26 protein-coding genes are annotated in these 23921 nt (G+C 69.7%); 13 read left to right on the top strand and 13 right to left on the bottom strand.

Annotated features, from left to right (window positions below):
- Nucleotides 1-39: 39 nt before the first annotated feature.
- From ATK30_RS26115 to rsgA, 3 genes are all read right to left on the bottom strand, one after another.
- Entirely contained in the window at nucleotides 40-837 is a 798-nt protein-coding gene (locus ATK30_RS26115) for an SCO4651 family lipoprotein (RefSeq protein ID WP_101437837.1), read from the bottom strand.
- 151 nt (nucleotides 838-988) lie between these two features.
- Nucleotides 989-1891, bottom strand: a complete 903-nt coding sequence (locus ATK30_RS26120) for an SCO4651 family lipoprotein (protein ID WP_101437838.1) — start codon at nucleotides 1889-1891, stop codon at nucleotides 989-991.
- A gap of 240 nt (nucleotides 1892-2131) precedes the next feature.
- Nucleotides 2132-3154: a ribosome small subunit-dependent GTPase A gene (gene rsgA, locus ATK30_RS26125; RefSeq protein ID WP_101441082.1), complete on the bottom strand. Its 1023-nt coding sequence runs from the start codon at nucleotides 3152-3154 to the stop codon at nucleotides 2132-2134.
- A gap of 111 nt (nucleotides 3155-3265) precedes the next feature.
- On the opposite strand from rsgA, the gene ATK30_RS26130 reads away from it, so the two are divergent.
- A complete protein-coding gene (locus ATK30_RS26130; RefSeq protein WP_101437839.1) occupies nucleotides 3266-4021 on the top strand; it encodes an SOS response-associated peptidase in 756 nt (251 codons plus the stop codon).
- A complete protein-coding gene (locus tag ATK30_RS26135) occupies nucleotides 4018-4626 on the top strand; it encodes an alpha/beta hydrolase family protein (protein WP_101437840.1) in 609 nt (202 codons plus the stop codon). The genes ATK30_RS26130 and ATK30_RS26135 overlap by 4 nt, the downstream gene beginning before the upstream one ends.
- A 153-nt stretch (nucleotides 4627-4779) precedes the next feature.
- Here the strand turns inward: ATK30_RS26135 and ATK30_RS26140 are convergent, their stop codons facing one another.
- Both ATK30_RS26140 and ATK30_RS26145 read right to left on the bottom strand, forming a co-directional pair.
- Nucleotides 4780-6195 carry a carboxylesterase/lipase family protein gene (locus tag ATK30_RS26140; protein WP_244194730.1) on the bottom strand — a complete coding sequence of 472 codons (1416 nt, stop codon included), beginning with the start codon at nucleotides 6193-6195 and terminating at the stop codon, nucleotides 4780-4782.
- Nucleotides 6192-7088 (bottom strand): MBL fold metallo-hydrolase, encoded by an 897-nt coding sequence (locus tag ATK30_RS26145; RefSeq protein WP_101437842.1) that lies wholly within the window; start codon nucleotides 7086-7088, stop codon nucleotides 6192-6194. The genes ATK30_RS26140 and ATK30_RS26145 overlap by 4 nt, the downstream gene beginning before the upstream one ends.
- A gap of 175 nt (nucleotides 7089-7263) precedes the next feature.
- On the opposite strand from ATK30_RS26145, the gene ATK30_RS26150 reads away from it, so the two are divergent.
- Both ATK30_RS26150 and ATK30_RS26155 read left to right on the top strand, forming a co-directional pair.
- Entirely contained in the window at nucleotides 7264-8238 is a 975-nt protein-coding gene (locus ATK30_RS26150; protein WP_101437843.1) for an Lrp/AsnC family transcriptional regulator, read from the top strand.
- 26 nt (nucleotides 8239-8264) lie between these two features.
- The gene (locus ATK30_RS26155; RefSeq protein ID WP_101437844.1) at nucleotides 8265-8969 is read left to right on the top strand and encodes a class I SAM-dependent methyltransferase; all 705 of its coding nucleotides are present in this window, start codon (nucleotides 8265-8267) and stop codon (nucleotides 8967-8969) included.
- On the opposite strand, the gene ybaK is transcribed toward ATK30_RS26155, so the two are convergent.
- Nucleotides 8966-9445: a Cys-tRNA(Pro) deacylase gene (ybaK, locus tag ATK30_RS26160; protein ID WP_009082959.1), complete on the bottom strand. Its 480-nt coding sequence runs from the start codon at nucleotides 9443-9445 to the stop codon at nucleotides 8966-8968. The two genes, ATK30_RS26155 and ybaK, sit on opposite strands and share 4 nt — an antisense overlap.
- 189 nt (nucleotides 9446-9634) lie before the next feature.
- Between ybaK and ATK30_RS26165 the strand changes: the two genes are divergently transcribed.
- A complete protein-coding gene (locus tag ATK30_RS26165) occupies nucleotides 9635-10261 on the top strand; it encodes a sigma-70 family RNA polymerase sigma factor (RefSeq protein WP_101441083.1) in 627 nt (208 codons plus the stop codon).
- Entirely contained in the window at nucleotides 10258-10581 is a 324-nt protein-coding gene (gene rsrA / locus ATK30_RS26170) for a mycothiol system anti-sigma-R factor (RefSeq protein ID WP_101437845.1), read from the top strand. The genes ATK30_RS26165 and rsrA overlap by 4 nt, the downstream gene beginning before the upstream one ends.
- Before the next feature lie 62 nt (nucleotides 10582-10643).
- Here rsrA and ATK30_RS47535 read toward each other — a convergent pair whose 3' ends face one another.
- Nucleotides 10644-10718, bottom strand: coding sequence for a 50S ribosomal protein bL37 (locus ATK30_RS47535; RefSeq protein ID WP_098515123.1), 75 nt, complete (start codon nucleotides 10716-10718; stop codon nucleotides 10644-10646).
- Nucleotides 10719-10911: 193 nt separating this feature from the next.
- Between ATK30_RS47535 and ATK30_RS26175 the strand changes: the two genes are divergently transcribed.
- The 3 genes from ATK30_RS26175 (at nucleotide 10912) to ATK30_RS46360 (ending at nucleotide 13431) form a co-directional block, all read left to right on the top strand.
- The gene (locus ATK30_RS26175) at nucleotides 10912-12432 is read left to right on the top strand and encodes a sensor histidine kinase (RefSeq protein ID WP_101437846.1); all 1521 of its coding nucleotides are present in this window, start codon (nucleotides 10912-10914) and stop codon (nucleotides 12430-12432) included.
- A gap of 43 nt (nucleotides 12433-12475) precedes the next feature.
- Nucleotides 12476-13042, top strand: a complete 567-nt coding sequence (locus ATK30_RS46355; RefSeq protein WP_244194731.1) for a GNAT family N-acetyltransferase — start codon at nucleotides 12476-12478, stop codon at nucleotides 13040-13042.
- A gap of 113 nt (nucleotides 13043-13155) precedes the next feature.
- Nucleotides 13156-13431 carry a GNAT family N-acetyltransferase gene (locus ATK30_RS46360; RefSeq protein ID WP_244194732.1) on the top strand — a complete coding sequence of 92 codons (276 nt, stop codon included), beginning with the start codon at nucleotides 13156-13158 and terminating at the stop codon, nucleotides 13429-13431.
- Nucleotides 13432-13688: 257 nt separating this feature from the next.
- Here ATK30_RS46360 and ATK30_RS26185 read toward each other — a convergent pair whose 3' ends face one another.
- Both ATK30_RS26185 and ATK30_RS26190 read right to left on the bottom strand, forming a co-directional pair.
- Entirely contained in the window at nucleotides 13689-13943 is a 255-nt protein-coding gene (locus ATK30_RS26185; protein ID WP_009082948.1) for a WhiB family transcriptional regulator, read from the bottom strand.
- A gap of 271 nt (nucleotides 13944-14214) precedes the next feature.
- Complete coding sequence (locus ATK30_RS26190; RefSeq protein WP_101437847.1) at nucleotides 14215-15135, bottom strand: diacylglycerol/lipid kinase family protein; 921 nt, start codon at nucleotides 15133-15135, stop codon at nucleotides 14215-14217.
- Between the two features lie 350 nt (nucleotides 15136-15485).
- Here ATK30_RS26190 and ATK30_RS26195 point away from each other — a divergent pair, with 350 nt between their 5' ends.
- Complete coding sequence (locus ATK30_RS26195; RefSeq protein ID WP_101437848.1) at nucleotides 15486-15968, top strand: hypothetical protein; 483 nt, start codon at nucleotides 15486-15488, stop codon at nucleotides 15966-15968.
- A 107-nt stretch (nucleotides 15969-16075) separates the two neighbouring features.
- On the opposite strand, the gene ATK30_RS26200 is transcribed toward ATK30_RS26195, so the two are convergent.
- Both ATK30_RS26200 and ATK30_RS26205 read right to left on the bottom strand, forming a co-directional pair.
- Nucleotides 16076-16558 carry a GNAT family N-acetyltransferase gene (locus ATK30_RS26200; protein ID WP_101437849.1) on the bottom strand — a complete coding sequence of 161 codons (483 nt, stop codon included), beginning with the start codon at nucleotides 16556-16558 and terminating at the stop codon, nucleotides 16076-16078.
- Between the two features lies 1 nt (nucleotide 16559).
- Entirely contained in the window at nucleotides 16560-17150 is a 591-nt protein-coding gene (locus ATK30_RS26205) for an acid phosphatase (protein ID WP_101437850.1), read from the bottom strand.
- An 87-nt stretch (nucleotides 17151-17237) separates the two neighbouring features.
- Here ATK30_RS26205 and ATK30_RS26210 point away from each other — a divergent pair, with 87 nt between their 5' ends.
- Nucleotides 17238-17714, top strand: a complete 477-nt coding sequence (locus ATK30_RS26210; RefSeq protein ID WP_101437851.1) for a hotdog fold domain-containing protein — start codon at nucleotides 17238-17240, stop codon at nucleotides 17712-17714.
- 125 nt (nucleotides 17715-17839) lie between these two features.
- Nucleotides 17840-19462 carry a GMC oxidoreductase gene (locus ATK30_RS26215; protein WP_101437852.1) on the top strand — a complete coding sequence of 541 codons (1623 nt, stop codon included), beginning with the start codon at nucleotides 17840-17842 and terminating at the stop codon, nucleotides 19460-19462.
- On the opposite strand, the gene ATK30_RS26220 is transcribed toward ATK30_RS26215, so the two are convergent.
- Nucleotides 19459-20067, bottom strand: coding sequence for a dTDP-4-dehydrorhamnose 3,5-epimerase family protein (locus ATK30_RS26220; RefSeq protein ID WP_101437853.1), 609 nt, complete (start codon nucleotides 20065-20067; stop codon nucleotides 19459-19461). The two genes, ATK30_RS26215 and ATK30_RS26220, sit on opposite strands and share 4 nt — an antisense overlap.
- 373 nt (nucleotides 20068-20440) lie before the next feature.
- Here ATK30_RS26220 and ATK30_RS26225 point away from each other — a divergent pair, with 373 nt between their 5' ends.
- Entirely contained in the window at nucleotides 20441-21622 is a 1182-nt protein-coding gene (locus ATK30_RS26225; protein WP_101437854.1) for an NAD(P)-dependent malic enzyme, read from the top strand.
- An 809-nt stretch (nucleotides 21623-22431) separates the two neighbouring features.
- Here ATK30_RS26225 and ATK30_RS26230 read toward each other — a convergent pair.
- Entirely contained in the window at nucleotides 22432-23856 is a 1425-nt protein-coding gene (locus ATK30_RS26230) for a bis-aminopropyl spermidine synthase family protein (RefSeq protein WP_101437855.1), read from the bottom strand.
- Nucleotides 23857-23921 lie beyond the last annotated feature (65 nt).

Here is a 23921-nt window from a genome sequence, read left to right on the forward strand (position 1 = left end):
CCGTGGTGGCCGGCGACGCCGATCCCGCGGCTGGCGGAATCAGCCGCCGGTGAGGGTGCCGATGTCGGCTGGGGCGGGGGCGTCGACCGTGACCGGGGTGTTCCAGTCCGTGTAGTGCGCCTTGACCGTGGCGACGCCGGTCTGGCCGGTGGCCTGCATGATCGGCGTGAGGTCGAGGACGAGTTGCATCGGCCGGTGCTGCGGGTCCAGCCAGAGGTCGAACGGGACCGTCTTGCCGCGGTCGCCGAGCCGGGCCAGTGCTTCGGCGGGAAGGCCGCCGGGCAGTTCGGAACCGAGTTTCCCCAGGTCGACGGTCAGGTGGTAGTGCGCGGCCGAAGCTCCGTCGAGGGTGGTCTGCTCGCTGGAGGCCACCGTCCCCGCCGTGCGGACCTGGGCCAGGGTGCGCGTCGGGTCGTTCTGCTCGGCCAGTTGCGCCAGGCTGCCGCCCAGCACCTGTGAAAGCGGATCGGTGCCGTCCGGCGACACCTTCACCCACGCCTTGTGGTCGCTGACCTGGTCTCGCGCGCTTTCCGGGACCTTCGCGTACAGCGTTTTGTCGACAAGCCGCAGTTCGAGCGGTTCGCCGACGTAGTCCGTCGTCATCGACAGCGACGTTCCGGACGGGTCGAATTTCGCTTGGCCCTGTCCGTGGGACACCACGGTGCCGGTGGTGACGTCCGCGGTGAACTTCGCGGTGTGCCCGGCCAGGGTCGCGGCCGAGGCGGCGTCGGCGAGCGCGCGGGCGTCGGTGAAACGCTGTGGTTCCGGCGTGCTGGAACACCCCGCCGAGGCGATCGCCAGCAGCGCGGCGACACCTGCCACGGCCGTCCTGTGCATCCGAAAACCCTCTCTGACCGGCCGTAAGTGCCTCCAGCCAAGCACAGCGGGCGAGGCCGACCCGTTCGGGGGAACGCGTGCTACCGGCAGTAGCGCGCGAAAAACGGGCCCCGAGCCGGAGTGGCTCGGGGCCCGCGAAAAGCTCCGGGGATCAGTGCCCCATCTTCTTCATGACCTCGCCGAAGTCGGTGACCTGGTCGGCGGGCGGCGCGGCCACGTCGACCGGCTTGCCCCAGTCGGTGTACTTGACGGTGATCTTGCCGCCCGTGGCGCCCGAGCCGGTCGAGGCGCCGAGCGACTTCATCATCTCCGACTGGTCCATCGTGACCTGCAGCGGAAGCTGGTCCTTGTCGATCCAGATCTCGGCCGGGATCTTGATGTTCTTGCCCGCGAGCATCTTCTTCATCTGCTCCTGGACCTCGGCGGGCTGGCCCTTCGCGTAGGTCTCGATGGACTTGCTGACGTCCAGCTCGACCTTGTAGTGGTTGACCTTCTCGCCGTTCAGCTCGACCTGGTCGGCCCCGGTGATCTGGCCGGTCTTGGAGACCTGGTCGAGGATCTGCGTCGGGTCGCTCTGCTGGGTCGACTGCGCCATGGCCTTGCTGAACGACTGCGACATCGGGTCGGTGGCGTCGGGCGAGATCTTCAGCCACGGCTTGTCGGTGCCGAACTGGGTGGCCTGCGCGGCCGGGACCTTCATGTAGAGGGTCTTGTCGACGTAGCGCATCTCGGTGGTGCCCTGCGGCGTGTTCATGGTCATCGTCATGGCGGAGTTCTCGCCGTCGAAGCGCATCGAACCCTCGGCCTGCATGGACTGGCCGCCCATGGACATGTCCATCGACATCTTCGCCGACTTGGCCTTCTCCGTGCCCTGCTTGGCCGCGTCGGCCAGCTTGAGCGCGTCGCTGAACGGCGACGCCAGGCCGGACCCGCCGTCCTTCGCCTGCTGCCCGGCCGGCACCGCGGTGCCGTTCTCGGCGCTCGAGCCGCAGCCCGTCAGCACCAGCGCCAGCGCCGCACCCGCGGCGACAGCGAACGTCGTGGTCTTGCGCATGGTTCTCCCCCTAGGAAGGAATCGGTCTTTGCCCTGCGTTGTCGCCGGCCGGCCTGGAAGGCCGCGTCCTTGCGGTCCGGCGCGCGGGCCACTGGCGGGGTGACTCCGCGAGGTTGCTTCTGAGACGCCGTCCGGCGGGAAGAGGTTCCCTCCGGACGGAGGAATTTTGCTCCGGTTCGTCCCCGCCCGGGGCACTCGCCTGCGTATCGGTGACGGCCGCGCGAAGTTACCGTTTCCAGGTCACGATTCGGCGCGAATTTCCCCGCCGCCGCCCGCTCGCGACACCAGCAGCCTGCGCAGCGACGCCAGCCGCTCCGGTCCGGCGTTCCCGTCGGCGACCACGTCGTCCAGCGCGCAGTCCGGGTCCTCGGGCGGTCCGAGGTGGCCGCAGTTCGGCGGGCATTCCTCGGCGGCCTCGGCGAACTCCTCGAAGGCGTTCACGATGTCGTCCGCGGTCACGTGCGCGAGCCCGAACGACCGGACGCCGGGGGTGTCGACCACCCAGCCCCCGCCCGCGAGCGGCAGCGCGACCGCGGCCACCGAGGTGTGCCGCCCCTTGCCGACCGAGCTGACGTCGCCGGTAGCGAGTTCGGCGGCGGGCACCAGGCGGTTGACCAATGTCGACTTGCCGACTCCGGAATGCCCGACGAGCGCGGTGATCCGGCCGGCGAGGCGTTCGCGCAGGCCCGTGGGTTCCTCGTCGTGCCGGGTGACGATGGCCGGGACGTCCAGGCCCGCGTAGCCGGCGAGCAGCGAATCCGGGCTGGCGAGGTCGGATTTCGTCAGGCACAGCACGGGTTCCAGGCCGCCCGCGTAGCACGCGACGAGGCAGCGGTCGATGAATCCGGGCCGGGGCGGGGGATCGGCGAGCGAGGTGACGATCAGCAGCTGCGCGGCGTTCGCGACCACCACGCGTTCGTACGGGTCGGTGTCGTCGGCGGTGCGGCGCAGCACGCTGGTGCGGTCGTCGACACGGACGATCCGGGCGAGCGTGTCCGGCCGTCCGGAAACGTCGCCGACCAGCCCGACCATGTCCCCGACGACCACCGACACGCGGCCCATTTCGCGGGCCCGCATGGCCATCACGACGCGGTCCGGGTCGGAGTCGACCGCGCACGTCCAGCGTCCGCGGTCCTTGCCGATCACCATCGCGGTGACCGCGTCGGCGTGCTCGGGCCTGCGCTTGCTGCGTGGCCTGGTGCCCTTGCCGGGACGCACCCGCACGTCGGATTCGTCCAGCCGCCTCCAGTCGCCTCGCCCCAAGCCGCCCACGTCCTCCCGGTCGCTCCATGCCTGGTCGAATGATCCCATGCCAGTCGCGCCGGGCCTGGTTTGCGTGCGACGATGGCCGCGAGGCACCCCGAGGAGGTTGGCATGTGCGGCCGTTACGCCGCGACGAAAGACCCGGCGAAGCTGGTCGAGGAGTTCGCCGCGGTCGACCTGACCGAGGGCCGGGCGCGGGCGGACCACAACGTCGCGCCGACCAAGAACGTCGTGACCGTGGTGCAGCGGCATCCCCGCGACGCCGACGGGCTCGTCCTCGAAGACGAACCGGCGGAACGCTCGCTGCGGATCATGCGGTGGGGCCTGGTTCCGTTCTGGGCCAAGGATCCCTCGGCGGGTTCGCGGATGATCAACACCCGCGCGGAGACCGCGAAGGAAAAGCCCGCGTTCAAGCGCGCGCTGGCGTCGCGGCGCTGCCTGGTTCCCGCCGACGGCTGGTTCGAGTGGCGGCGCACGGGCAAGGAGAAGGAGCCGTTCTACATGACGGATCCCTCCGGGAAATCGCTCGCGTTCGGCGGGATCTGGGAAACCTGGCGGCCGAAGGACGACGCCGACGCCGAACCGCTGATCACCTTCTCGATCCTGACGACGGACGCCGCGGGCCAGCTCACCGACGTCCACCACCGGATGCCGCTGATCGTGCCGCGCGACAACTGGGCGGGCTGGCTCGACCCGGACCGGTCCGAAGTGGACGAACTGATGGTGCCGACGCCGCCCTCGGTCGTCGAATCGCTGGAGCTGCGGCCGGTGTCCAGCCTGGTGAACAACGTCCGCAACAACGGTCCCGAGCTGGTGCGGCGGGTGGACACCGGGCAGCCCGTCGACTCGCTGTTCGACCTGCCATGACCACGCTCGAGATCGACACCGAACACGGGCCCGCGCGAGTCGAGCTGCATTGCGCGCCCGACGGCGACGCGGTGCTCATGCTCGGCCACGGCGCGGGCGGCGGCATCGGGGCGAAGGATCTCGTGGCGGTAGCCCAGGCGGCGAAGGCGGCCGGGATGCATGTGGCGCTGGTGGAACAGCCGTACCGGGTGGCCGGCCGTCGGGCTCCGGCTCCGGCCAAGCAGCTGGACACGGCGTGGCTGACGGTGGCGGACGAGATTTCCGCTCGGTTCGACGACCTTCCGCTGGTGTTCGGCGGTCGTTCTTCCGGTGCCAGGGTGGCCTGCCGGACGGCGTCGGCCGGGCAGGCGGTCGCGGTGCTGTGCTTGGCTTTCCCGGAACATCCGCCGGGGAAGCCGGAAAAGTCGCGGCAGGCGGAGCTGGACGCGGTCGAGGTGCCCGCGCTGGTGATCCAGGGGGAGCGGGATCCGTTCGGGCGGCCTTCGGCTGCTCCGCACCACGAGATCGTCGTGGTGGCGGGGGACCACACGTTGTCCAGTGATCTGGACGCGGTGGCGCGGGCCGCCGCCGAGTGGTTGGGACGGGTTGTCCGGCCGCATCTGTGACAGTGCTGGCTGTGGATAGTTCGAGGACGCGTTTCTGCTGCTCAGGACTGGTTTTGTGGAGTTATCCACAACTTGGCTGGCCTGTGGGCAACTCGGGGTGAGGGCCGGTTCCGGCCGATCGAGCCGGATAGTCTGGGCGTGGGCGGCGCGGGATCAGGTGTTCAAGGACCAGTCTTGCGCGATGCGCATGATCGCGGGCGCGTCCGGGCGGTAAGCGGGCCAGCCCGGGTCGCCGTTCGTGACGTAAGCGACCCAGGCCGCGTGGGTGCGGGCGGCCAGCTCGGGATCCGGTCGTTCCCGGCCGAGCACGCCCGACTGGCCGTAGAGGTCCGGCAGAGCGGCGTGGTCGAACACGAACGGCAGCTCGACGCAGTGGCACGCCCCCAGCGGGTGGTCCGGGCCGGGCGGCGGCCAGGCGAACTCGTAGACGTGGGTGGGATTCCCAGCCCGGCTGTGCCCGTCGGCGAGGAGCCGGTTGCTCGCGATGTACGCCTCGGTCATCACATGCGCGGCCAGTTCGGCTGGGGACGCGCCGGGACGGTGCGCCCGGGCGCGGGCGATGGCCTCGGCGGGGTCCGGGAACCGGCGGGCCGCCGCGGCATGGAGCCCGGCTTCGTCGAGGCTCGCGGTGTAGAGGTTCGCCTCGTCGGCGTTGGTGCCGATCAGGAGGCTGACCGGGGCAGTGGGGCCAGACGCGGGCTGGGCGGGCAGCGTCTCCTCGTCCAGGACTGGCTTGTACGGGCTGTTGCCCAGTGACGTGTCGCGGAATCCGGCGATCGCTGCCGCGGGCATCGCGGCCGGGGCGGTCGCCAACTGCTCGTCGTCCAGTTCGCTCAGCGCGGCCGCGGTGGGCGCCACCCCGAGCGCGTCGGCCGTCGCCCGCGTGATCAGGTCGGCCTTCTCGACGGGGAAAGCGCACTCGCCGCTGCCGCTCTGGCTGATCGCCCGGCGGAACAAGCCCGCGGCTCCAGGCGCGACGAGCAGCGCGTCGACCAGCATGGCTCCGGCGGACTGTCCGGCCACCGTGACGTCGCCGGGGTCGCCGCCGAACGCCGCGATGTTCCCGGCCACCCAGCGCAGGGCCGCGAGCGCGTCGAGCAGGCCGCGGTTGGCCGGGGCGTCCGGGAGCCGCAACCATCCGGCGACGCCGAGGCGGTACTGCACGGTGACCAGTACGACGCCGTCGCGGGCGAAGGTGTCGCCGTCGTAGAGCTCGGCCTGCCCAGTGCCCGCGGTGAACCCGCCGCCGTGGAAGAAGACCAGCACCGGCAGCCCGCTGGTCGCCGGGTCGGGCGTGCTGACCGTGACCGACAGGTAGTCCGCGCCGGGAACCCAGCCCGAACCCAGCACCGGCCGCAGGTCGATGCCGCCGAAATCGCGCCGCGCGGCCGGTGCCGTCGGGCCGGGCCGGGTGGCGTCGCGGACGCCGTCCCAGCTCGGTGCCGGAGCCGGTGCCTGGAACCGCGCGGCACCGGACATCGGTGCGGCGTAAGGAATCGCGCGAAAGGTGTGTACCCCGTTCCGCGCCGTGCCCCGGACTCGCCCGGAGGCGGTGGAAACCACGGTCATGTGTCGGACCTCCATCGAGTCACGGTGAACTTCGAGCCGTCGCGAACGATTTCCGCGGCCGGTGCGGCGCCGACGTGTGCGGGGAAAACCAGGGCGCGGTCGTCGGCGGCCCGGCCGAGCAGCCGGTGCCGGGTCGCCGCGGCCTGTGCCGGGTCTTCGCAGAAGCAGCTGCTGAGACTGGGTTCGGCGATTTGCAGCGGGTGGTGGAGCAGATCGCCGACGAACAGCGCCCGGTCAGCGCCGGAACGCACGGTCAGCACGCACGACCCGGGAGTGTGGCCGGGTGCCGGTTCGAGCCGCAGGTCGCCGTCGATGTCGTAGCTGTCCTCCCACAACCGGGCCTGTCCACTGTGGACGACCGGGGCGACGCTGTCGGCGAAGACGTTTTCGTTGGCGCGGGCCAGTTTCGGCCGGTGCGGGCCGGCCGGGTCCCAGAAGTCGTAGTCGGCGCGCGGCAGCAGGTAGGTCGCGTTGGGGAACGTCGGGCGCCACTCGCCGTTGTCGAGACGCGTGTTCCAGCCGACGTGATCGGCGTGCAGGTGCGTGTTCACGACGAAGTCGACCTCTTCGGGCGCGACGCCCGCCGCGGCCAGCCGGTCGAGGAACCCCGTGCGCAGCTGGTGAAACGCCGGGGTGCCGGGCCGGTCCTTGCCGTCGCCGGCCCCGGTGTCGACCAGGATCGTGGCGCCCCCGCTGCGCAGCACCCAGGTTTGCACGCAGGTGCGCAGCAGCCCGGACTCGCGGTCCCAGGAGTCCGGTGGCAACCGGGATTCGTGCGCCTGCCACGTTCCTTCGGCGAGGCCGGGGAACATCGCTTCGGGCAGGCGGGTGGTTCCTTCGTACTCCAGGACGCGGGTCGCGGTCACTGAGCCCAAGGCGATCGTGGCGGTCATGCGGTCACCTTTTCTCCGTCCGAGTCAAGCTCGATACCCCCATCGGTCTGCGGGTCTCATGCATCAAGCTGGCATGGGACGCCGTATTTCGGCAACAAGATGTGAAATACGCCTGATTCAGTCAGGATCCAGCTTGAGTAGGCTGCGCCTGCACGAACCCGAAGGAGGACGCTCGGTGGCCGACGACGGCGTACTGGACGACACCGACCTCGACCTGGTGGCCGCGCTGCAGCACGCGCCCCGCGCGCCCTTCGACGTGCTGGCCCGCGTCCTGGACAGTTCGGCGCGCACGATCGGGCGGCGCTACAGCCGGATGCTGGACGACGGCCTGCTCCGCGTCATCTGCGAGGTCGACTGGTCGCTGCTCGCCGAGGGGCCGCCTGCGCATGTGTGGATCGGTGCCGAGCCTGGCCGGGCGCGCGCAGTCGCGAAGGCGTTGGCGCGGCGCGACGACACCACGCACGTCGCGCTCGCTTCAGGGCGTGGAGAGGTTTACGCCGTGGTCCACGGGATGACTCGCGCCGCGACGGCCCGCGCGTTGCTCGACGAGATCCCCGCTGTGTCTGGCATCCGTTCGGTGCGCGCGGAGTCGGCCTTGCGCAGGCTCACCAGCTCCGCGGCGTGGCGGCTGCGGAGGTTGACCAACGAGCAGGAAGAAGCGCTCGCCTCGCACGCGGGGGCAGCGGCGGAAGAACCCGGCACCGAGCTAGGTCCGCTGGAGCGCGAAGTCGCGGCGGTCCTGCGCGATGACGCGCGGACGCCGTACTCGGACGTCGCTCGCGTGCTCGACATCTCCGAGTCCCGGGCCCGGCGCGTCGCGACCGCGATGTTCGGTTCCGGGCTGCTGCGGCCTCGCGTCGAGATCGAGCCGGGAAAGCTCGGGTACCGGATCGAGGCCGTCCTCGGCATTTCCTGTCCGCCGCCGGCGACGGCCCGGCTCGGCGCCGCGATCGCCGCGCATCCGACCACGCGGTTCCTCGCGCTCACCGCGGCGTCGTCCACCTTCGTCTACGACGGCGTCTTCCGCGGCGAAGACGACCTGGCCGATTTCGTCAGCGGCGGTTTCCCCGGCAGCGACGACGTCACCGCCGTCGAGTGCACCCTTCAGCTGGAAGTCCTGAAACGCTACTGGCGCGCACCGGCCTCCTGACCCGAGGTCGTGCCAGGGTGGATTCCATGACTGCCAACGATTACGACACTTTCGGCGAGGCCTACGCGATCGAAACCGAGCACAGTCTCATCAACGCCTACTACACCCGCCCAGCGATTCTGGACCTCGCCGGAGACGTAGCGGGCAGACGGATCCTCGACGCGGGCTGCGGTGCTGGCCCGCTGTTCGCCTCGCTGCGGGACCGCGGCGCGCGCGTGAGCGGCTTCGACTTCAGCTCCACCATGGTCGGGCTGGCCCGGAAAAGACTCGGCGAAGACGCGGATCTCCGGGTCGCCGACCTCAGCCAGCCGCTGCCCTACGCCGACCAGGCGTTCGACGACGTCATCTTGGCACTCGTGCTGCACTACCTGGAGGACTGGACCGCTCCGCTGGCCGAACTGCGGCGGATCATCCGGCCCGGCGGACGGCTGATCCTGGCCGTGAACCACCCGATCCTTTACAAAATGGCCCACCCGGAGGGCAACTACTTCGCCGTCGAACGATGGTCCGAGGAGTACACCTTCAACGGCCAAAAGGGCGTGCTCGCGTACTGGCATCGCCCGCTGCACGCGATGACCGACGCGTTCACCACGGCCGGGTTCCGCGTCTCAGTGATCAGCGAGCCGTACCCGGCAGAGGGTGCGCGCGAGAAGTTCCCCGAGGAATTCGGAGACAAGGAAGCCTTCCTCTGCTTCCTGTTCTTCGTCCTCGAAGTACCCGAGGCCGCTTAACCCGCCGCGATCCCGGCCACGACCGCGCCGGTCAGCCGGACCAGTTCGGCCGGGTCCAGTTCCACCTCGAGTCCGCGCCGGCCGCCGGAGCAGAACATCGTCGGATAATCCAGCGCCGAGCCGTCCAGCACGACGGGCAGGCGGCTCCGGTGGCCGAGCGGCGATATCCCGCCGAGCACGTATCCGGTTGCCCGCTGGGCAGCGGCCGGGTCGGCCATCTTCGCTTTTTTGCCCCCGGCCGCCGCGGCGAGGGCTTTCAGGTCCAGCTGGCCGGTGACCGGAACCACACCGACGACGAGCTTCCCGTCCACGTCCGCGACCAGCGTTTTGAACACCCGTCCCGGCTCCAGGCCCAGCGCTTCCACCGCTTCCAGGCCGAACGACTCCGCCCGGGGGTCGTGGTCGTAGGTGTGCACGGTGTGCGCCACCTTCTGCTTCTGCAGCAACGCCGTCGCCGGAGTGCCCTTGCCCGCCATGCGGGCGAGTCTACGAAACCCGCCGGGAATGCCCGGTCGGCACGCTCTGTTGTAGACAGCGTGACCACCACGCTCGCCACTCCCCGCCCCGGCAGGAGCCGTCCCGGGACCGGCTTCCCGAACCCCCGCGTAAACTCGGTGCTGCCGTATGCGCAGACGCGCATCGACGCCGAACGGGAAGGGAACGGTTTGCCGAGCACCCCCAACTCCGCGCCGGAGACGGCGGCCGACGAACTGGAGCTCGCGGAGCGCTTCGAGCGCGACGCGATGCCCCTGCTCGACCAGCTCTACGCGGCCGCGATGCGGATGACCCGCAACCCGTCCGACGCCGAGGACCTGGTCCAGGAAACCTACCTGAAGGCGTACGCGGCGTTCGCGTCCTTCAAGGCGGGCACGAACCTCAAGGCGTGGATGTACCGCATCCTCACCAACACCTACATCAACGGCTACCGCAAGCGTCAGCGGCAGCCGGTGCAGCAGCCCACGGACGAGATCAGCGACTGGCAGATCGCCCGCGCGGAAAGCCACACCTCGAGCGGCCTTCGCTCGGCCGAGGTCGAGGCGATGGACAATCTCCCGGACACCGACGTCAAGGCGGCTTTGCAGAAGCTGCCCGAGGAGTTCCGGCTCGCGGTTTACCTCGCCGACGTCGAGGGCTTCGCGTACAAGGAGATCGCCGAGATCATGGACACTCCGATCGGCACCGTGATGTCCAGGCTGCACCGCGGCCGCGCCCAGCTGCGCGACCTGCTGGCCGACGTCGCGCGCGAGCGCGGCTTCATCCGGGGGACCCGCGAGGAGGTGGCGAAGCGATGAGCTCGGAAGACGCGCCCGCGGAGAAGATGCCCTGCGAGGACGCCCTCGCCGAGATCTACCTGCTGCTGGACCGCGAATGCAGTCCGGAGCGGGACGCGGAACTGCGCAGGCACATCGAGGACTGCCCGCCGTGCCTCGAGGAATACGGCATCGACGAGCAGATCAAGCACCTGCTGGCCCGCAAGTGCGGCGGCGACCTCGCCCCGGCGGAGCTGAAGAGCAGGCTGCGCGCGTCCATCCGGCAGACCGTCGCCACGCAGGGCGGCGTCACCGTGGAGCGCACCGAGATCACCGTGGACCAGCGCACCACTCGCGACTGACCGCACGACAACGGCCCCCGTACCGATCCGGTGCGGGGGCCGTGTCACGTCCGGGCGCGGACTCAGGCGTTGGGCTTCTTGCCGTGGTTCGCGCCGTTCTTCTTGCGGTCGCGACGCTTGCGGGCGCGCTTCGACATGTTCTCTCCTCGGGTGTCCGCTGAGTGTCCCGGGGCGGGGTGCGACACACCGGCCGGGAACGGGTCAACCGTTCCAGTGTGTCATGCGGCCCCCGCGCTCCTCGGCGGCACCCGCGCCTACGCTCTGGTTGGATGGACTCAGGAGGTGCGCAGGCATGAACGAACCCACCGCATTCGAGGGCGGCCGGTAGCCGTGTCGACCCTTTCCGACCTGCTCGCCGAGAACACCGGCCTCCCCGGCGAAGCGGCCGACCACCTGCAGACCGTCGTCGCGGAGTGGCAGCTGCTGGCCGACCTGTCGTTCGCCGATTTCCTGCTCTGGGTTCCGGTTTCCGCGGAGCATCAGCCCGACGGCGGCGATTTCGTGTGCGTCGCGCACGCGCGGCCGACCACCGCGCCCACCGCGCATCCCGAGGACGTCGTCGGCACCCGGTTCACCGTGGACGAGCACCCGCAGCTGGCCAAGGCCATGCGCGAGGTCAAGATCTGCCGCGAGGAAGACCCGCATTGGTACCGCGACCTGCCGATGCGCCGCGAAGCGGTGCCGGTGAGCTTCGGCGGCGAGGTGATCGCCGTGCTGAGCCGCGAGACCAACCTCGCCGCGCCGCGCGTGCCGAGCCCGCTGGAGATCGCGTACCTCGGCAGTGCGGGCGACCTGTGCCAGATGATCGTGGACGGCACCTTCCCGCCCGCCGGCGGCAACCAGACCGACACGCACACCAGCCCGCGCGTCGGCGACGGCCTCGTCCGGCTCGACCAGGCCGGCACCGTCGTGTTCGCCAGCCCCAACGGCCTGTCCGCCTACCACCGGATGGGCCACGAATCCGACCTCGTCGGGCAGCGGCTGGCCCCGCTCACTCGGTCGCTGATCCGCGACCCGTTCGACGCGACCGAGGTGTCGCACCGGATCCTCGAGGCCCTTGACGGCAAGCCGTCCACGCGCACCGAGGCCGACTCGAAACGCGGCGCGGTCGTCTTGTTCCGTGCGCTGCCGCTGCGCCCGGCCGGACAGCCGGCGGGTGCGTTGGTGCTGGTCCGCGACGTGACCGAGGTCAAGCGCCGCGACCGCGCGCTGATGTCGAAGGACGCCACGATCCGCGAGATCCACCACCGCGTGAAGAACAACCTGCAGACCGTCGCCGCGCTGCTGCGGTTGCAGTCGCGGCGCACGACGAGCGACGAGGCCCGGCTGGCGCTGGGCGAATCGGTGCGGCGCGTGTCGTCGATCGCCATGGTGCACGAGGCGCTGTCGATCTCCGTCGACGAGCGCGTGGACCTGGACAAACTGCTCGACAACGTGCTCCCGATGGTCGGCGAGGTCGCGACCGCGGAATCGAAGGTCGGCATGACCCGCAAGGGCTCGTTCGGCGTGGTCGTGGCCGAGATCGCGACGCCGCTGGTGATGGTGCTCGCCGAACTGGTGCAGAACGCGATCGAGCACGCCTTCCCGCAGGGCCGGCCGGGCAAGGTCGAGCTGATCGTGGAACGGTCGGCGCGCTGGCTGGACATCCTGATCCGCGACAACGGCCGCGGCCTGCCGTCCGGGTTCTCGCTGGAGCGCAGCGACGGGCTGGGGCTGCAGATCGTGCGGACGCTGGTGGAATCGGAACTGCGCGGATCGCTTTCGCTGCGCCAGGTCCGGACCGACGAGGCGGGCAACCGGGTGCCGGGCACCGAAGCGGCGCTGCGGATCCCGTTGTCGCGGCGGCTCTAGAAACCCGGCGACAGTCCGGGCACGCCGGATTACTGTCCGGCGCATGCCGGACCTCACGTGGCGGCCGCTCACGAAGGCGGACGCCCAGTCCTCGGCCGATCTGCTCAACGCCATCGAGGTGGTCGACCGGATCGGCGAGAACTACACCGCGGACGACACTCTGCAGGAGCTGATCGACCCGTACGCCGATCTCGAACGCGCCAGCCTCGCCGCGTTCGACCGCGACGAGATGGTCGGCTACCTGAAGATCCGCTACCAGCGGTTCGCGGAAGAAGTCCATCGGGTCTTGCTCGACGGCGGCGTCCGTCCGGCCTACCGCCGCCGCGGGATCGGGAGCAGGCTGGTGAAGGCGGGGATCGAAGCGGCGAAGACCCTGCACGCGGTGCATCATCCGGCGCTGAAGCTCGTGGTCGATGTCCACAAAGCCGAGCACATCGCCGGGGTGCCGGAACTTGTCCGCTTGCAAGGGTTCGCGCCGGTCCGCTATTTCCAGCGGATGGAGCATCTGCTCGGCGGCGGCGCACCGGCGATTCCCGCGGGTTTCAGCTCGAACAGTGGACGGCGGGGACCGACGAGGACTTCCGGTTCGTCCGCAACGAGTCCTTTGTAGACCATTGGGGTGCGCCTCCGCTGCCCGCGGACGCGTGGCAGAACAAGTTCACGAACCACACGCTTCAGCCCGAGATCAGTTTTCTGCTGCGGGACAAGGAGACCGGCGCTCCGGTGAGTCTTGTGCTGACCCTGTCCTGGGCAGCCGACACCGAGACGACCGGCATTCGCGACGCGCACTTCATGGTGGTCGGCACGATTCCCGGCTACCGGAACCGCGGACTCGCCGGCGCGGCGATCGGTTCCGCGTTGCGTGCCGCAGCCGAGCACGGGTACGACCAAGCCAGCCTGGTCGTCGATTCGGCGAACCCCACTGGCGCGGCGGGGATTTTCGCGCGGGCCGGGTTCACCGCGAAGATGCGCTACGTGCGATGGGCGCTCGAAGCCTGAAGTGTCCACAGTGGACCCCAGACGCGCTGAAGGGCCGGTACCAGTGAAGCGGTACCGGCCCGTTCAACGTTCCGCGGGAGGACTTGGATAGTCCTGGGCGAGGCGGCACCCGGATGCGGGGTGTCCGACCTCGGTTGTTACGCTCGAACCGGGTATGTGTCGCCATGTGCGGCACGGGCACGCGAATGCCCGCCGGGCGAAAGTCCGGTTCGAGGTGGTGCTTGCGATTCTGGGTGCTGCAGCTGAGTCGAAAAGACTCAGGCGGTGGTACGCGTGCCGATGTGCGTACGGCGGCGCTTGAGCGCGCGTCGCTCGTCTTCGCTCATTCCGCCCCAGACGCCGGCGTCCTGGCCGCTGGCCAAAGCCCAGGCCAGGCAGTCGGAAGCCGCGGGGCAGCGGTGGCACACGGCCTTCGCCTCGGAGACCTGCAACAGAGCCGGACCGCTGGTTCCCACCGGGAAGAACAGCTCGGGGTCCTCGTCTCGGCAGGCCGCGTCGTGGCGCCAGTCCATGTTCGTGAGCTCCTTCACAGTGACGCGGGAGGGCCGCGCCACAGTAGTGGCGGTCGTGTTTTTGGGTGCTTGTGAATGCTTTCACGAAGCACCGCGTTCGACAAGGGTTTGGACAAGATCGGTGAGTCAGCTCACCCGGCCGAGCTATGCCTCTGACCTGCGGTTTCGTTCTGAAAAGCTCCGCTCGCCGGAAGGCCGGTGCGGTGAACGGAGGGTTTGCGTCGCCGAGCGGCAGAACGCACTTTGCCGCGGGCGATCAGAGGTCGTTCGGCTATCCGACTACGGTGAGTGCATCGGGAACGCTCTGGAACTCGACCCGGGTGCGTTGCCCGACGAGGTCGCCGTCGACCTGGAAGTTGACCGGTTCAGCTGCGTCGATGCGGATCAGAGGCACATCGTCGCGGCGGAGCAGACGGCGGCCGTGCTGATCGCTCTCCGTGAGCAGAGCTTGCCGTACATGCGTGAACACGGTGGGCAATCGCAGACCGTTCAACGCGAACAGGCCCAATCCGGTCTCGAACGAGCAGCCGGAGTTGAGGTGGATCGGACGTTCCCCGAGGTAAGTCCACGGATCGGTGTTGGACACGAACGCCGTCACCGCCTCGGCCGGTTCCTCGCCCGGGATCCGGACGGTCAGCGCCGGCCGCCCGAGCGGCGGGCGGAAGTAGGAGCGCACCGCGGCCCGCAGATAGAGGCTCGCGCTGGTTTGCTTGCCGCGCCGTTTTGCCACGCGACCGACGACATCGGCGTCCCAGCCGAGGCCCGCGTTGAAGGTGAACCAGTGCCCGTCGGCCAGTCCGAGGCCGATCCGCCGGGTCCGTTCGGTTTCCAGCGCGGTGAGCAATTGGTGGGTCGCCTCGACCGGATCGGCGGGGAGGCCGACCGCGCGGGCGAACACGTTGGCCGAGCCGCCCGGCACGACGCCGAGCATCGGGACGGACCCGGAGCGTCCGGGAGCGCCCGCGGCGAGCAGGCCGTTGACGACCTCGTTGACCGTGCCGTCGCCGCCGTGCGCCACGACCAGGTCGAAACCGTCGCGAGCCGCCGAACGGGCCACCGCGAGCGCGTGCCCGCGGTAGTCGGTTTCGACGACGTCGAGCTTCACCTGGCTGGCCAGCGCGTGCGCCAGCACGTCCCGGCCACCCGCGGTGGTCGAGGTGGCCTGGGGGTTCACGACGAGGATGGCGCGCACTACCGCAGGGTAAGTGCTTTTCGGCCGGCGGACGTACCTCCAGCGCCACATGGTGACGCGAAGCTCAGCCGCTCGCGTACGCCGTCCTCTGCTCGGTGACCTGTGGCGACCCTGTGCTGGGCGGTCCTCCTCTGCAGACGGCGAACACTCCGCGCGTCGTGACAAGTGCACCCGGGCCGACCGCCCGCTCATCGACGACTACCCCGATTTTCTCTTCGGCCGCCGCCCCGGAAAACGGCCGACCGGGTGGCATACGATCAGTAGTGCTCACGCACGGTGACTCGCGCTGGTCGGGTGGCTGTGCCGCGGCAAGCTCCCGCCCCCGCACAGCAGCTGAAAGGGCCGCGCCCGTGTCGCATCCCGAGAACCCGCCGCCCGCCCCGCTCGAGGTCCGCCTCGCCGGCGTCCTGACCGGACTGCCCGGGCTGGGCCTGCTGGTCTTCGGCGTGGTGCTGCTGGTGCACGGGCTGCGGACCCCGCCGATCCCGGGCAACAACGTGTGGGCCGAATTCGGCACCTACGCGGTGCTCGCGCTGATCTTTCTCGCCGCCTCCGTCGGGCTGCTGCTCGGCCAGACGTGGGCGCGTTCGCCAGGTGTCGTCGTGGCGCTGCTGTTGATCGGGGTCGGCTGGTATCTGCTCGGGCCGTCCGGGCAGCCGCTGTGGGGCGTGCCGATCGGACTGTGCGGGCTGGCGGCGCTGGTATTGCTGTTCCGCCGTCCGTCGCGGGCGTGGGCGCTCGGGATGCACGAGGGCGAGACCGAGGAAGAAGCGGCCGAGCGCGGCGGTCTCGCGGGCCGGCGCGCCGAGCGGGAGCGGCGCGAACAGGACTGAGCGACAATGCCGCCACGTCATCGCGGGCAGGTGACGCGGCGGCACTGGCAGCGGTGGGCGTCGTGAGTGCTGATCGCGGTTAGAACCGTGATCAGCACTCACGAGCTCTATGCCTCTTTGGCCAGCACCTTCAACGGTTCGTCGGTCAGCCGGTACACCGACCACTCGTCCTGCGGCAGCGCCCCCAGCGCCCGATAGAACCCCACCGCCGGGTTCCAGTTCAGCACCGACCATTCCAGCCGGTGGTAGCCCTTGTCGACGCATTCCGCGGCCAGCGTCGCCAGCAGCACCTTGCCAAGGCCCGAACCGCGGTGTTCCTCGCGCACGTACAGGTCTTCCAGGTAAATCCCGTGCGTGCCGCGCCAGGTGGAGAAGTTCAAGAACCACAAGGCGAATCCGGCGATCTCACCGTCCACTTCGGCCACATGGCCGAACAGCGCCGGGGCCTCGCCGAACAGCGCGCCGTGCAGTTGCTCGGAGGTGAGGTGGCATTCCTGCGGGGCGCGTTCGTACTCGGCCAGCGCGTAGACGAGTTCCACGACGGCGTCGACGTCTTCCGGCCGGATCCGCCGTACGCGGGGGTCGGTCACTTCATCCCTCCAACGCGGGCAGCAGGTTCAGGTGCTCGATCTGCGGTTCGCCGCGCTCGTCGCCGAGCACCGCGAGACCGGCCGGGTCCAGTCCGAAGTGGACACCCGAGGTGCCGGGAAGGCCGAGCCAGCGCGCGACGAGCACGCGGCTGAAGTGCCCGTGCCCGACCAGGACGACGTCGCCGTTCTCGATTTCGCGGCGGGCCCGGTCGAGCACCTTGTCCGCGCGCGCCTGCACGTCTTCCGCGCTCTCGCCGCCGGGGACCGGGTGGGTCCAGACCGTCCAGTCCGGAACCGTCTCGCGGATCGTCGGCGTGGTGACGCCTTCGTAGTCGCCGTAGTCCCATTCGGCCAGGTCTTCGGTGACCTCGTCCACGCGCAGGCCGGCGAGTTCCGCCGTGCGCAGCGCGCGGCCGCGCGGGCTGGAAAGCACCAGACCAGGCCCGCCGAGCAGGGTGCGCAGGGTGCCGCCCGCCGCGCGCGCCTGGTCCTCGCCCGCCGGAGTCAGCGGGATGTCGGTGCGCCCAGTGTGCCTGCCGTTCGACGACCACTCGGTCTGGCCGTGCCGGAGAAGAAAGAGCCGATGTGCCACGCGGCCGAATATAGCCGGGGCGGGTTTGCCCGGCAGGCTCGTCGTGTGCTTGGCTACTGGAGAGTAACTTCACCTGGGAGGTGTGCGATGGGTACGCCGTCGACGTACGGGCTGTGGCGCAAGCTGGTCGCCAAACCAGGCGGCAAGCAGCTGTTTTCCGCCGCGATGTGCCTGCGCGTGCCCTACTTCGGCACCGTGCTGCCGACCATCCGGGAGATCCGCCCCGGCCACTGTTCGGTGACCGCGCCGAAGTGGTGGGGTGTCCACAACCACATCCGGACCTTCCACGCGATCGCCGCCTGCAACCTCGCCGAGATCGCGATGGGCATGCTGGCCGAGGCCACTGTCCCGGCCACGCACCGGTGGCTGCCCAAGGGCATGGAAGTGAGTTACGTCGCGAAAGCCGAAACCGGGCTGCGGGCGATCGCCGAATTGCCGGAGATTCCGGAGTTCGGCTCCGAGGGCTTCGATCTTCCGGTTCCGGTGCGGATCGTGGACGCGCGCGGGACCGAGGTCGTCACCGCGACGATCACGGTGTGGGTCACGCCCCGGAAAGCCGCCTGACCCGGCGAAACCTGTCTGCCGCGTTACCCCGGCCGAGTGAAACTTAACGCCGTTTACTGGGCAAACGCGAATGACGTTCGTTTTAGCCTTGCCAGGGTGCTCGGCGGCGGGTCAGCATGCCGGGCATGGCCTCCCTCAACCGTCGCCGATTTCTCGGCCTCGCCGCGCTGAACTCCGCCGCGGCCCTTGGACTGACCAGCATTTCGGCGACAACCGCGCGTGCCGCGACGTCTTCGCCGCTGCCGGACTACTCGCCTGCGGTGGTGATCGGAACCGGGTACGGCGCGGCGGTCACCGCGCTGCGGCTCGGCGAGGCGGGCGTGCCGACGGTGATGCTCGAAATGGGCCAGTTGTGGAACGAAGCGGGGCCCGACGGCAAGGTCTTCTGCGACATGCTGAAGCCGGACCGGCGGTCGATGTGGTTCAAGAAGCGCACTGAAGCGCCGCTCGCGTCGTTCCTGTGGCTGGACGTCGCGAACCACGACATCGATCCGTACGCCGGGGTCCTGGACCGGGTGAACTACGGCGGGATGTCGGTGTACGTCGGCCGCGGCGTCGGCGGCGGATCGCTGGTGAACGGCGCGATGGCGGTGCAGCCGAAGCGTTCGTACTTCGAGGAAATCCTGCCGCAGGTGGACGCCGACGAGATGTACGGCAAGTACTACCCGCGCGCCAACGCGGGACTCGGCGTGAACCACATCGACGAGGACTGGTTCGAGACCTGCAAGTCCTACCAATTCGCCCGCGTTTCCCGGAAAGCCGCGCAGAAAACCGGGCTGAAGACCACGTTCGTGCCGAGCGTCTACGACTTCGAGTACATGAAGAAGGAAGAGGCGGGCACGGTCGAACGCTCGGCGCTGGCGTCCGAGGTCATCTACGGCAACAACCACGGAAAACGCTCGCTGGACAAGACGTATCTCGCCGCCGCGCTCGGCACCGGGCACGTGACCATCCAGACGCTGCACCAGGTCCGCGAGATCATTCAGCAGCCGGACGGCACGTACACGCTCGTCGTCCGCGAATCCGACGCGCTCGGGAATGTGCTCGCCACCAAGCATTTGTCGACGAAGTACCTCTTCCTCGGCGCGGGCAGCCTCGGATCCACCGAACTGCTGGTGCGCGCCCGCGACACCGGACGGCTGCCGCGCCTGTCCGAGGCCGTCGGGCAGGGCTGGGGCACCAACGGCAACGTCATGCTCGGCCGCGCCAACCACGTGTGGGACACGACCGGCAGCCTCGAGGCCGGGATGCCCGCGCTCGGCATCGACGACTGGGACAACCCGACGCATCCGGTGTTCGCCGAGATCGCGCCGGTGCCCGCCGGGCTCGAAACGTGGGCGAGCCTGTATCTGGCGATCACCAAGAACCCCGAACGCGGCCACTTCACCTATGACGCCGCGAGCGATTCGGCCAAACTGCAGTGGACGCCGGATCAGGGGCAGCCGTCGATCGACGCGGCGAAGTCGCTGTTCGACCGGATCAACAAGGCGAACTCCACGATCTACCGCTACGACCTCTTCGGCGACACGCGAGCGTTCGAGAACCGCTTCACCTACCACCCGCTCGGCGGATTGGTGCTCGGCGAAGCGACCGACAATTACGGGCGCGTGAAGGGGTACCGGAACCTGTACGTGACGGACGGTTCGCTGATTCCGGGCAGCACCGGCGTGAACCCGTTCGTGACGATCACCGCGCTGGCCGAGCGCAATATCGAACGGGTCATCGCCGAGGACGGCGTGCGCGCCTAGCGGTGCGCTGAGCGCAGCTTTTCGTAGTACGCCACGCAATCGGCGTACGAGGGCAGCAGGCCCTGGTCGAGCGCTTCGGCCAGGGTCGGCGCTGCTTTGTCCTTTTCGGACACGATCGGCGTCAGTTCGGCGGGCCAGGGCAGGCCGAGCGCGGGGTCGAGCGGGTTGACGCCGTGCTCGCCGGCCGGGTTGTAGGGCTCCGAGCAGAGATACGCCATCACGGTGTTGTCTTCCAGCGCGATGAAGGCGTGCCCGATTCCTTCGGCCACGTACACCGCGCGGAACTCGGCCGAGTCGAGCCGCACCGCGTCCCATTCGCCGAACGTCGGCGAGCCGACGCGCAGGTCGACCACCACGTCCAGCAGCGACCCGCCCGGGCAGTAGACGTACTTCGCCTGGCCCGGCGGCGTGTCGGCGAAATGCACGCCGCGGATCGTTCCCGCGCGGGAAACGCTGTGGTTCGTCTGCGCGACGCGCAGCGGATGCCCGGCCGCGCGGACGATCGCCTCCTCCTGGAACGGCGCTACGAACAGTCCGCGTTCGTCGGGGAAGACGCGCGGGACGAACTCGAAAGCGCCGGAGACCTTGAGCGGGCGGAAGTCCATGGCCGCCACCCTATCGAGTGCGTTCTCCGGAGCCGGAACGGAACTGCTTCCGAAACCGGACGGACGTCTTGGGAATCGCGAATCTGTGACATGAGCCGCACCGAGGGGTCGGGCCCGGCCGGGGGCCTGTCATGATTGACGGACCGCAGCGTCGGCGGCCATCGCCACACCCCACGGATCGGATGGCCGCGCAGACGCCTCGCCGACAGGCCGGCGCTACCGCGCTGGGCTGCCGTCCGGAGGACGAGTTCCCACTCTCGACGGGCGCTTCTCCGCCCGTCGACCAGGTGGTCCCCCGCTCGCAGTCCCAGGAGTACGTTCGATGACCCAGACCCATCCGCCCGCTTCCGTCATTCCCACGACAGGAACCCCGATGACCGACCAGGCCAGCACCGTCGCGGCCGTGACCGACGCCGAGATCTTCGCCGGGCACGAGGGCGGCAAGCTCTCCGTGGCGGCGACCCGGCCGATCTCCGACCCGCGCGACCTCTCGATCGCCTACACGCCTGGTGTGGCGAAGGTCAGCCGGGCGATCGCCGAGGACGCGGCCAAGGCGAAGCGGTACACCTGGGCGGACCGGCTGGTGGCGGTGGTCAGCGACGGCACCGCGGTGCTCGGCCTCGGGGACATCGGCGCGAGCGCGTCGTTGCCGGTCATGGAGGGCAAATCGGTGCTCTTCAAGACCTTCGGCGGGCTGGACTCGATCCCGCTGGTGCTCGACACCACCGACGTCGACGAGATCGTCGAGACCCTGGTCCGGCTGCGCCCGTCGTTCGGCGCGGTCAACCTCGAGGACATTTCGGCGCCGCGCTGCTTCGAGCTGGAGGACAAGCTCAAGGAAGCGCTGGACTGCCCGGTCATGCACGACGACCAGCACGGCACCGCGATCGTCACCCTCGCCGCCCTGCGCGGCGCGAACCTGGTCCTCGGCCGCGACATCGCCGGCGAGCGGGTCGTGGTGTCCGGGGCCGGCGCGGCCGGGGTGGCCTGCGCGAAGATCCTGCTCGCGGCGGGGGTCGCGGACGTGACGGTGCTCGACTCGCGCGGCATCGTCCACGCCGGACGCGACGACCTGAACCCGATCAAGCGACAGCTGGTGGAGACCACGAACAAGGCCGGGCTGACCGGCGGTCTCGCCGAGGCGCTGCGCGGGGCGGACGTGTTCCTCGGCCTGTCCGGCGCGACGATCGATCCCTCGCTGCTGTCGACGATGGCGGATGACTCGATCGTGTTCGCACTGTCCAATCCGGACCCCGAGGTGCACCCGGCGGTCGCCGCGCAGCACGCGGCGATTGTCGCGACCGGGCGGAGCGACTTCCCGAACCAGATCAACAACGTGCTGGCGTTCCCCGGCGTGTTCCGCGGGGCGCTGGACGCCGGGGCGCGGGCGATCACGGAGAACATGAAGCTGGCCGCCGCGGAGGCGATCGTGGCGGTGGCCTCGGACGATCTCGGGCCGGACCGGATCGTGCCCAGCCCGCTGGACCCGCGGGTCGCGCCCGAGGTGGCGGCTGCGGTGGCCAAGGCGGCTGAGCAGGACGGCGTGGCTGGCTGAGGTTTCTTCTCGGGAGGGGCTCCTCGGCTTTCGGGCTGGGGAGCCTTTTCTTCGGGCTGATTTTGGACTTGCTGGTCCATTTTTGGGGCGCCACGGCGGGGGCGGGTTGCGCGGGTGCGGCGTTTGGCGGGTTGGGGCGTTGACGGCTCTGGTGATGGCTGCCGAAGATGCTGGAGTTGGCCGCGGAGCGGGCTGGAACTCGTCAATCGACCGATCAGGCCCAGCCAAATCCGCATCCGGATATCCCGACTGCCGCGAATTGCTCCGGTGATTCATTAGCTTCAACTAAGGATGCTCCGCCCGAGGTCGAGTCACGTCGTGCCCGCCTCAAATCAGAATCCAGCGCCGCCTTCTGCTCCGGGGCTGCAAGCCGGAGTCCCTCAATGCTTCCCGCGTCAGCCGGGTATGTCGAGGCGGAACCGGGTAGCTATGGAGGTTGGGGGTGGATCATGTTGTGGTGCGGGTGGTTACGGGGAAGTGCCAGATCCATCCGCATTCGCTTGGGGTGCGTTTGCAGGTTTATGACGATGAGGCGATGGCGGTTTAGCGGGAATTGGTTTTGGGGTTGTTTTGGGGCGGCTCGTCGCCTGGCGGCGACATTGCGCCCGGTGGTTGCGTGGGGCACCCCGAAGCTTGATTGTGCAGGGGGGCTTCGTATCGGGGTGCGGGGGTGGTGTGGGTGCCTCGATGCGTTGGGTGCGTTGGTGGCGGTTTGGCGGTGGGGTTGGCGCACCGATTGTTAGGGAGCGGCGAGTGCGTGAGCTGGGTCGGTGGCTAGTGCGAGTGGCTGCTGCGGTGCACGCGGAGGATCAGCCGGGGAGCAGTTCTGGCAGGCGGTGGCGGGGGACGTCTACCAGGCGCAGGTCCGCCAACTCCTCGGGGACGTTCAGGGCTGCGTTCGCCAGGCGGGCGTGGGCTCGGGTGAGCAGGTCGGATGGGTGGTCGACCAGGTCGGCGACGACGATGGCGTGGCGGTTGTCCGGGGTGCTGCGCAGCAGGCGAAGGCGGTACTTGTCCGCGACCAGCGAGGTGAGCGACGCCTGCGCGGCTGCGTCCGCGAGGTCTGGGTGGTTGTTCGGCAGCAGCAGCGCCAGGCGGCGGGCGTTGGTGCCCAGCAGGGTGCGCAGGAGCCAGGGGCCGGGGTCTGCGGTGAGGTCCATTGCGACCGCGTCGCCTTCTGGGGCGGACGTGGCCCAGCCGACGGGGCGGGTTTCCAAGGCCAGGCCGCCTTCGGAGGCGATTTCTCGGGCGGCGGCCAGCAGACCCGGTTTGGTGGCGGCCGATTCGACTGACTGCGGGCCGTGGGTGTAGATCGCGGAGCTTCCCTTGCGGGCGAACGATTTCTTCGCCTTCGCGGTCGGCTGGCAGACGTACAGGTCCGCTGCGCTGCCGATTGCTTGTGCGCCGGTGTAGCGGTTGAAGTCCGGGAGGATTGCTTCGAACGTCAGGCCCAGGGTGGCCAGCGAACGTTGCACCTGTGCGCCTAGGGCGGGATGGCGCGGGCTGTAGCCGTACGCCAGGAGGATTCGGCCTTCGGTGGGTTCGCGCAGGGCTTGCACCGCGCGTGCGGCGAAGAGGCCCATGCCTTCCGGTGTGTAGGGCGGGTCGCTGAAGACCAGGTCCGCCTTGCCGGTCAGGGCCGGTGGCAGGCCGACGCGCAGGTCCGCGTGTGCGGTGAAGATGCCGCGTTCGCCGGTTGTGTCCAGGTAGGACAGAACGCGTTCGTCGAGGTCCACTACGGACAGTTCGGCTTCCGGGCACACCGCGCGCACAGCCAGGGACGTCAGGTCGTGGTCGCCCAGGAAGAGCACCTTGCAGCGGCGGAGGTCGTAGCGAGAGTTCAGCCACAATGCGCGGCGCAGCACGGTCTCCGGGGTCGCCTGCACGTGGTCCAGCGCGGCGAGCGGCGGCGGGACGGCCGCGATCCGTTCGGCCAGCATGGTGAGCAGGGCGGGTTGGGCGGCGACCGCTGCGTCGAGGGGGTCGGGCAGGGGCGGCAAGGAGTACGCGGCGTAGGTGGCGCGTGCGTGCGGGGCGATCCGGATGCCTGCGGGGGAGCGTTCCAGGTCGGGTTCCAGCGCCGCCAAGAGGTCTTCGACGCTCCGGCGCGGGGCAGCGGTGAGCCGCACCAGGTCGGCCAGCTCGTACGAGCCGCTGCGCAGCAGGGCGAGCACGTCGTACAGCGGGCGGACGGCGGCACCGTGTGCGGCGAGGACGTCGTCTAGGGCGGTCACGGGGTCCGAGAGTAGTAGGCCACCCTGCGGGACAGGCTGCCAAGGCCGCGCGAGTCGGCTACCGT

The organism is Amycolatopsis echigonensis (assembly GCF_002846615.1).
Lineage (GTDB): Bacteria > Actinomycetota > Actinomycetes > Mycobacteriales > Pseudonocardiaceae > Amycolatopsis > Amycolatopsis echigonensis.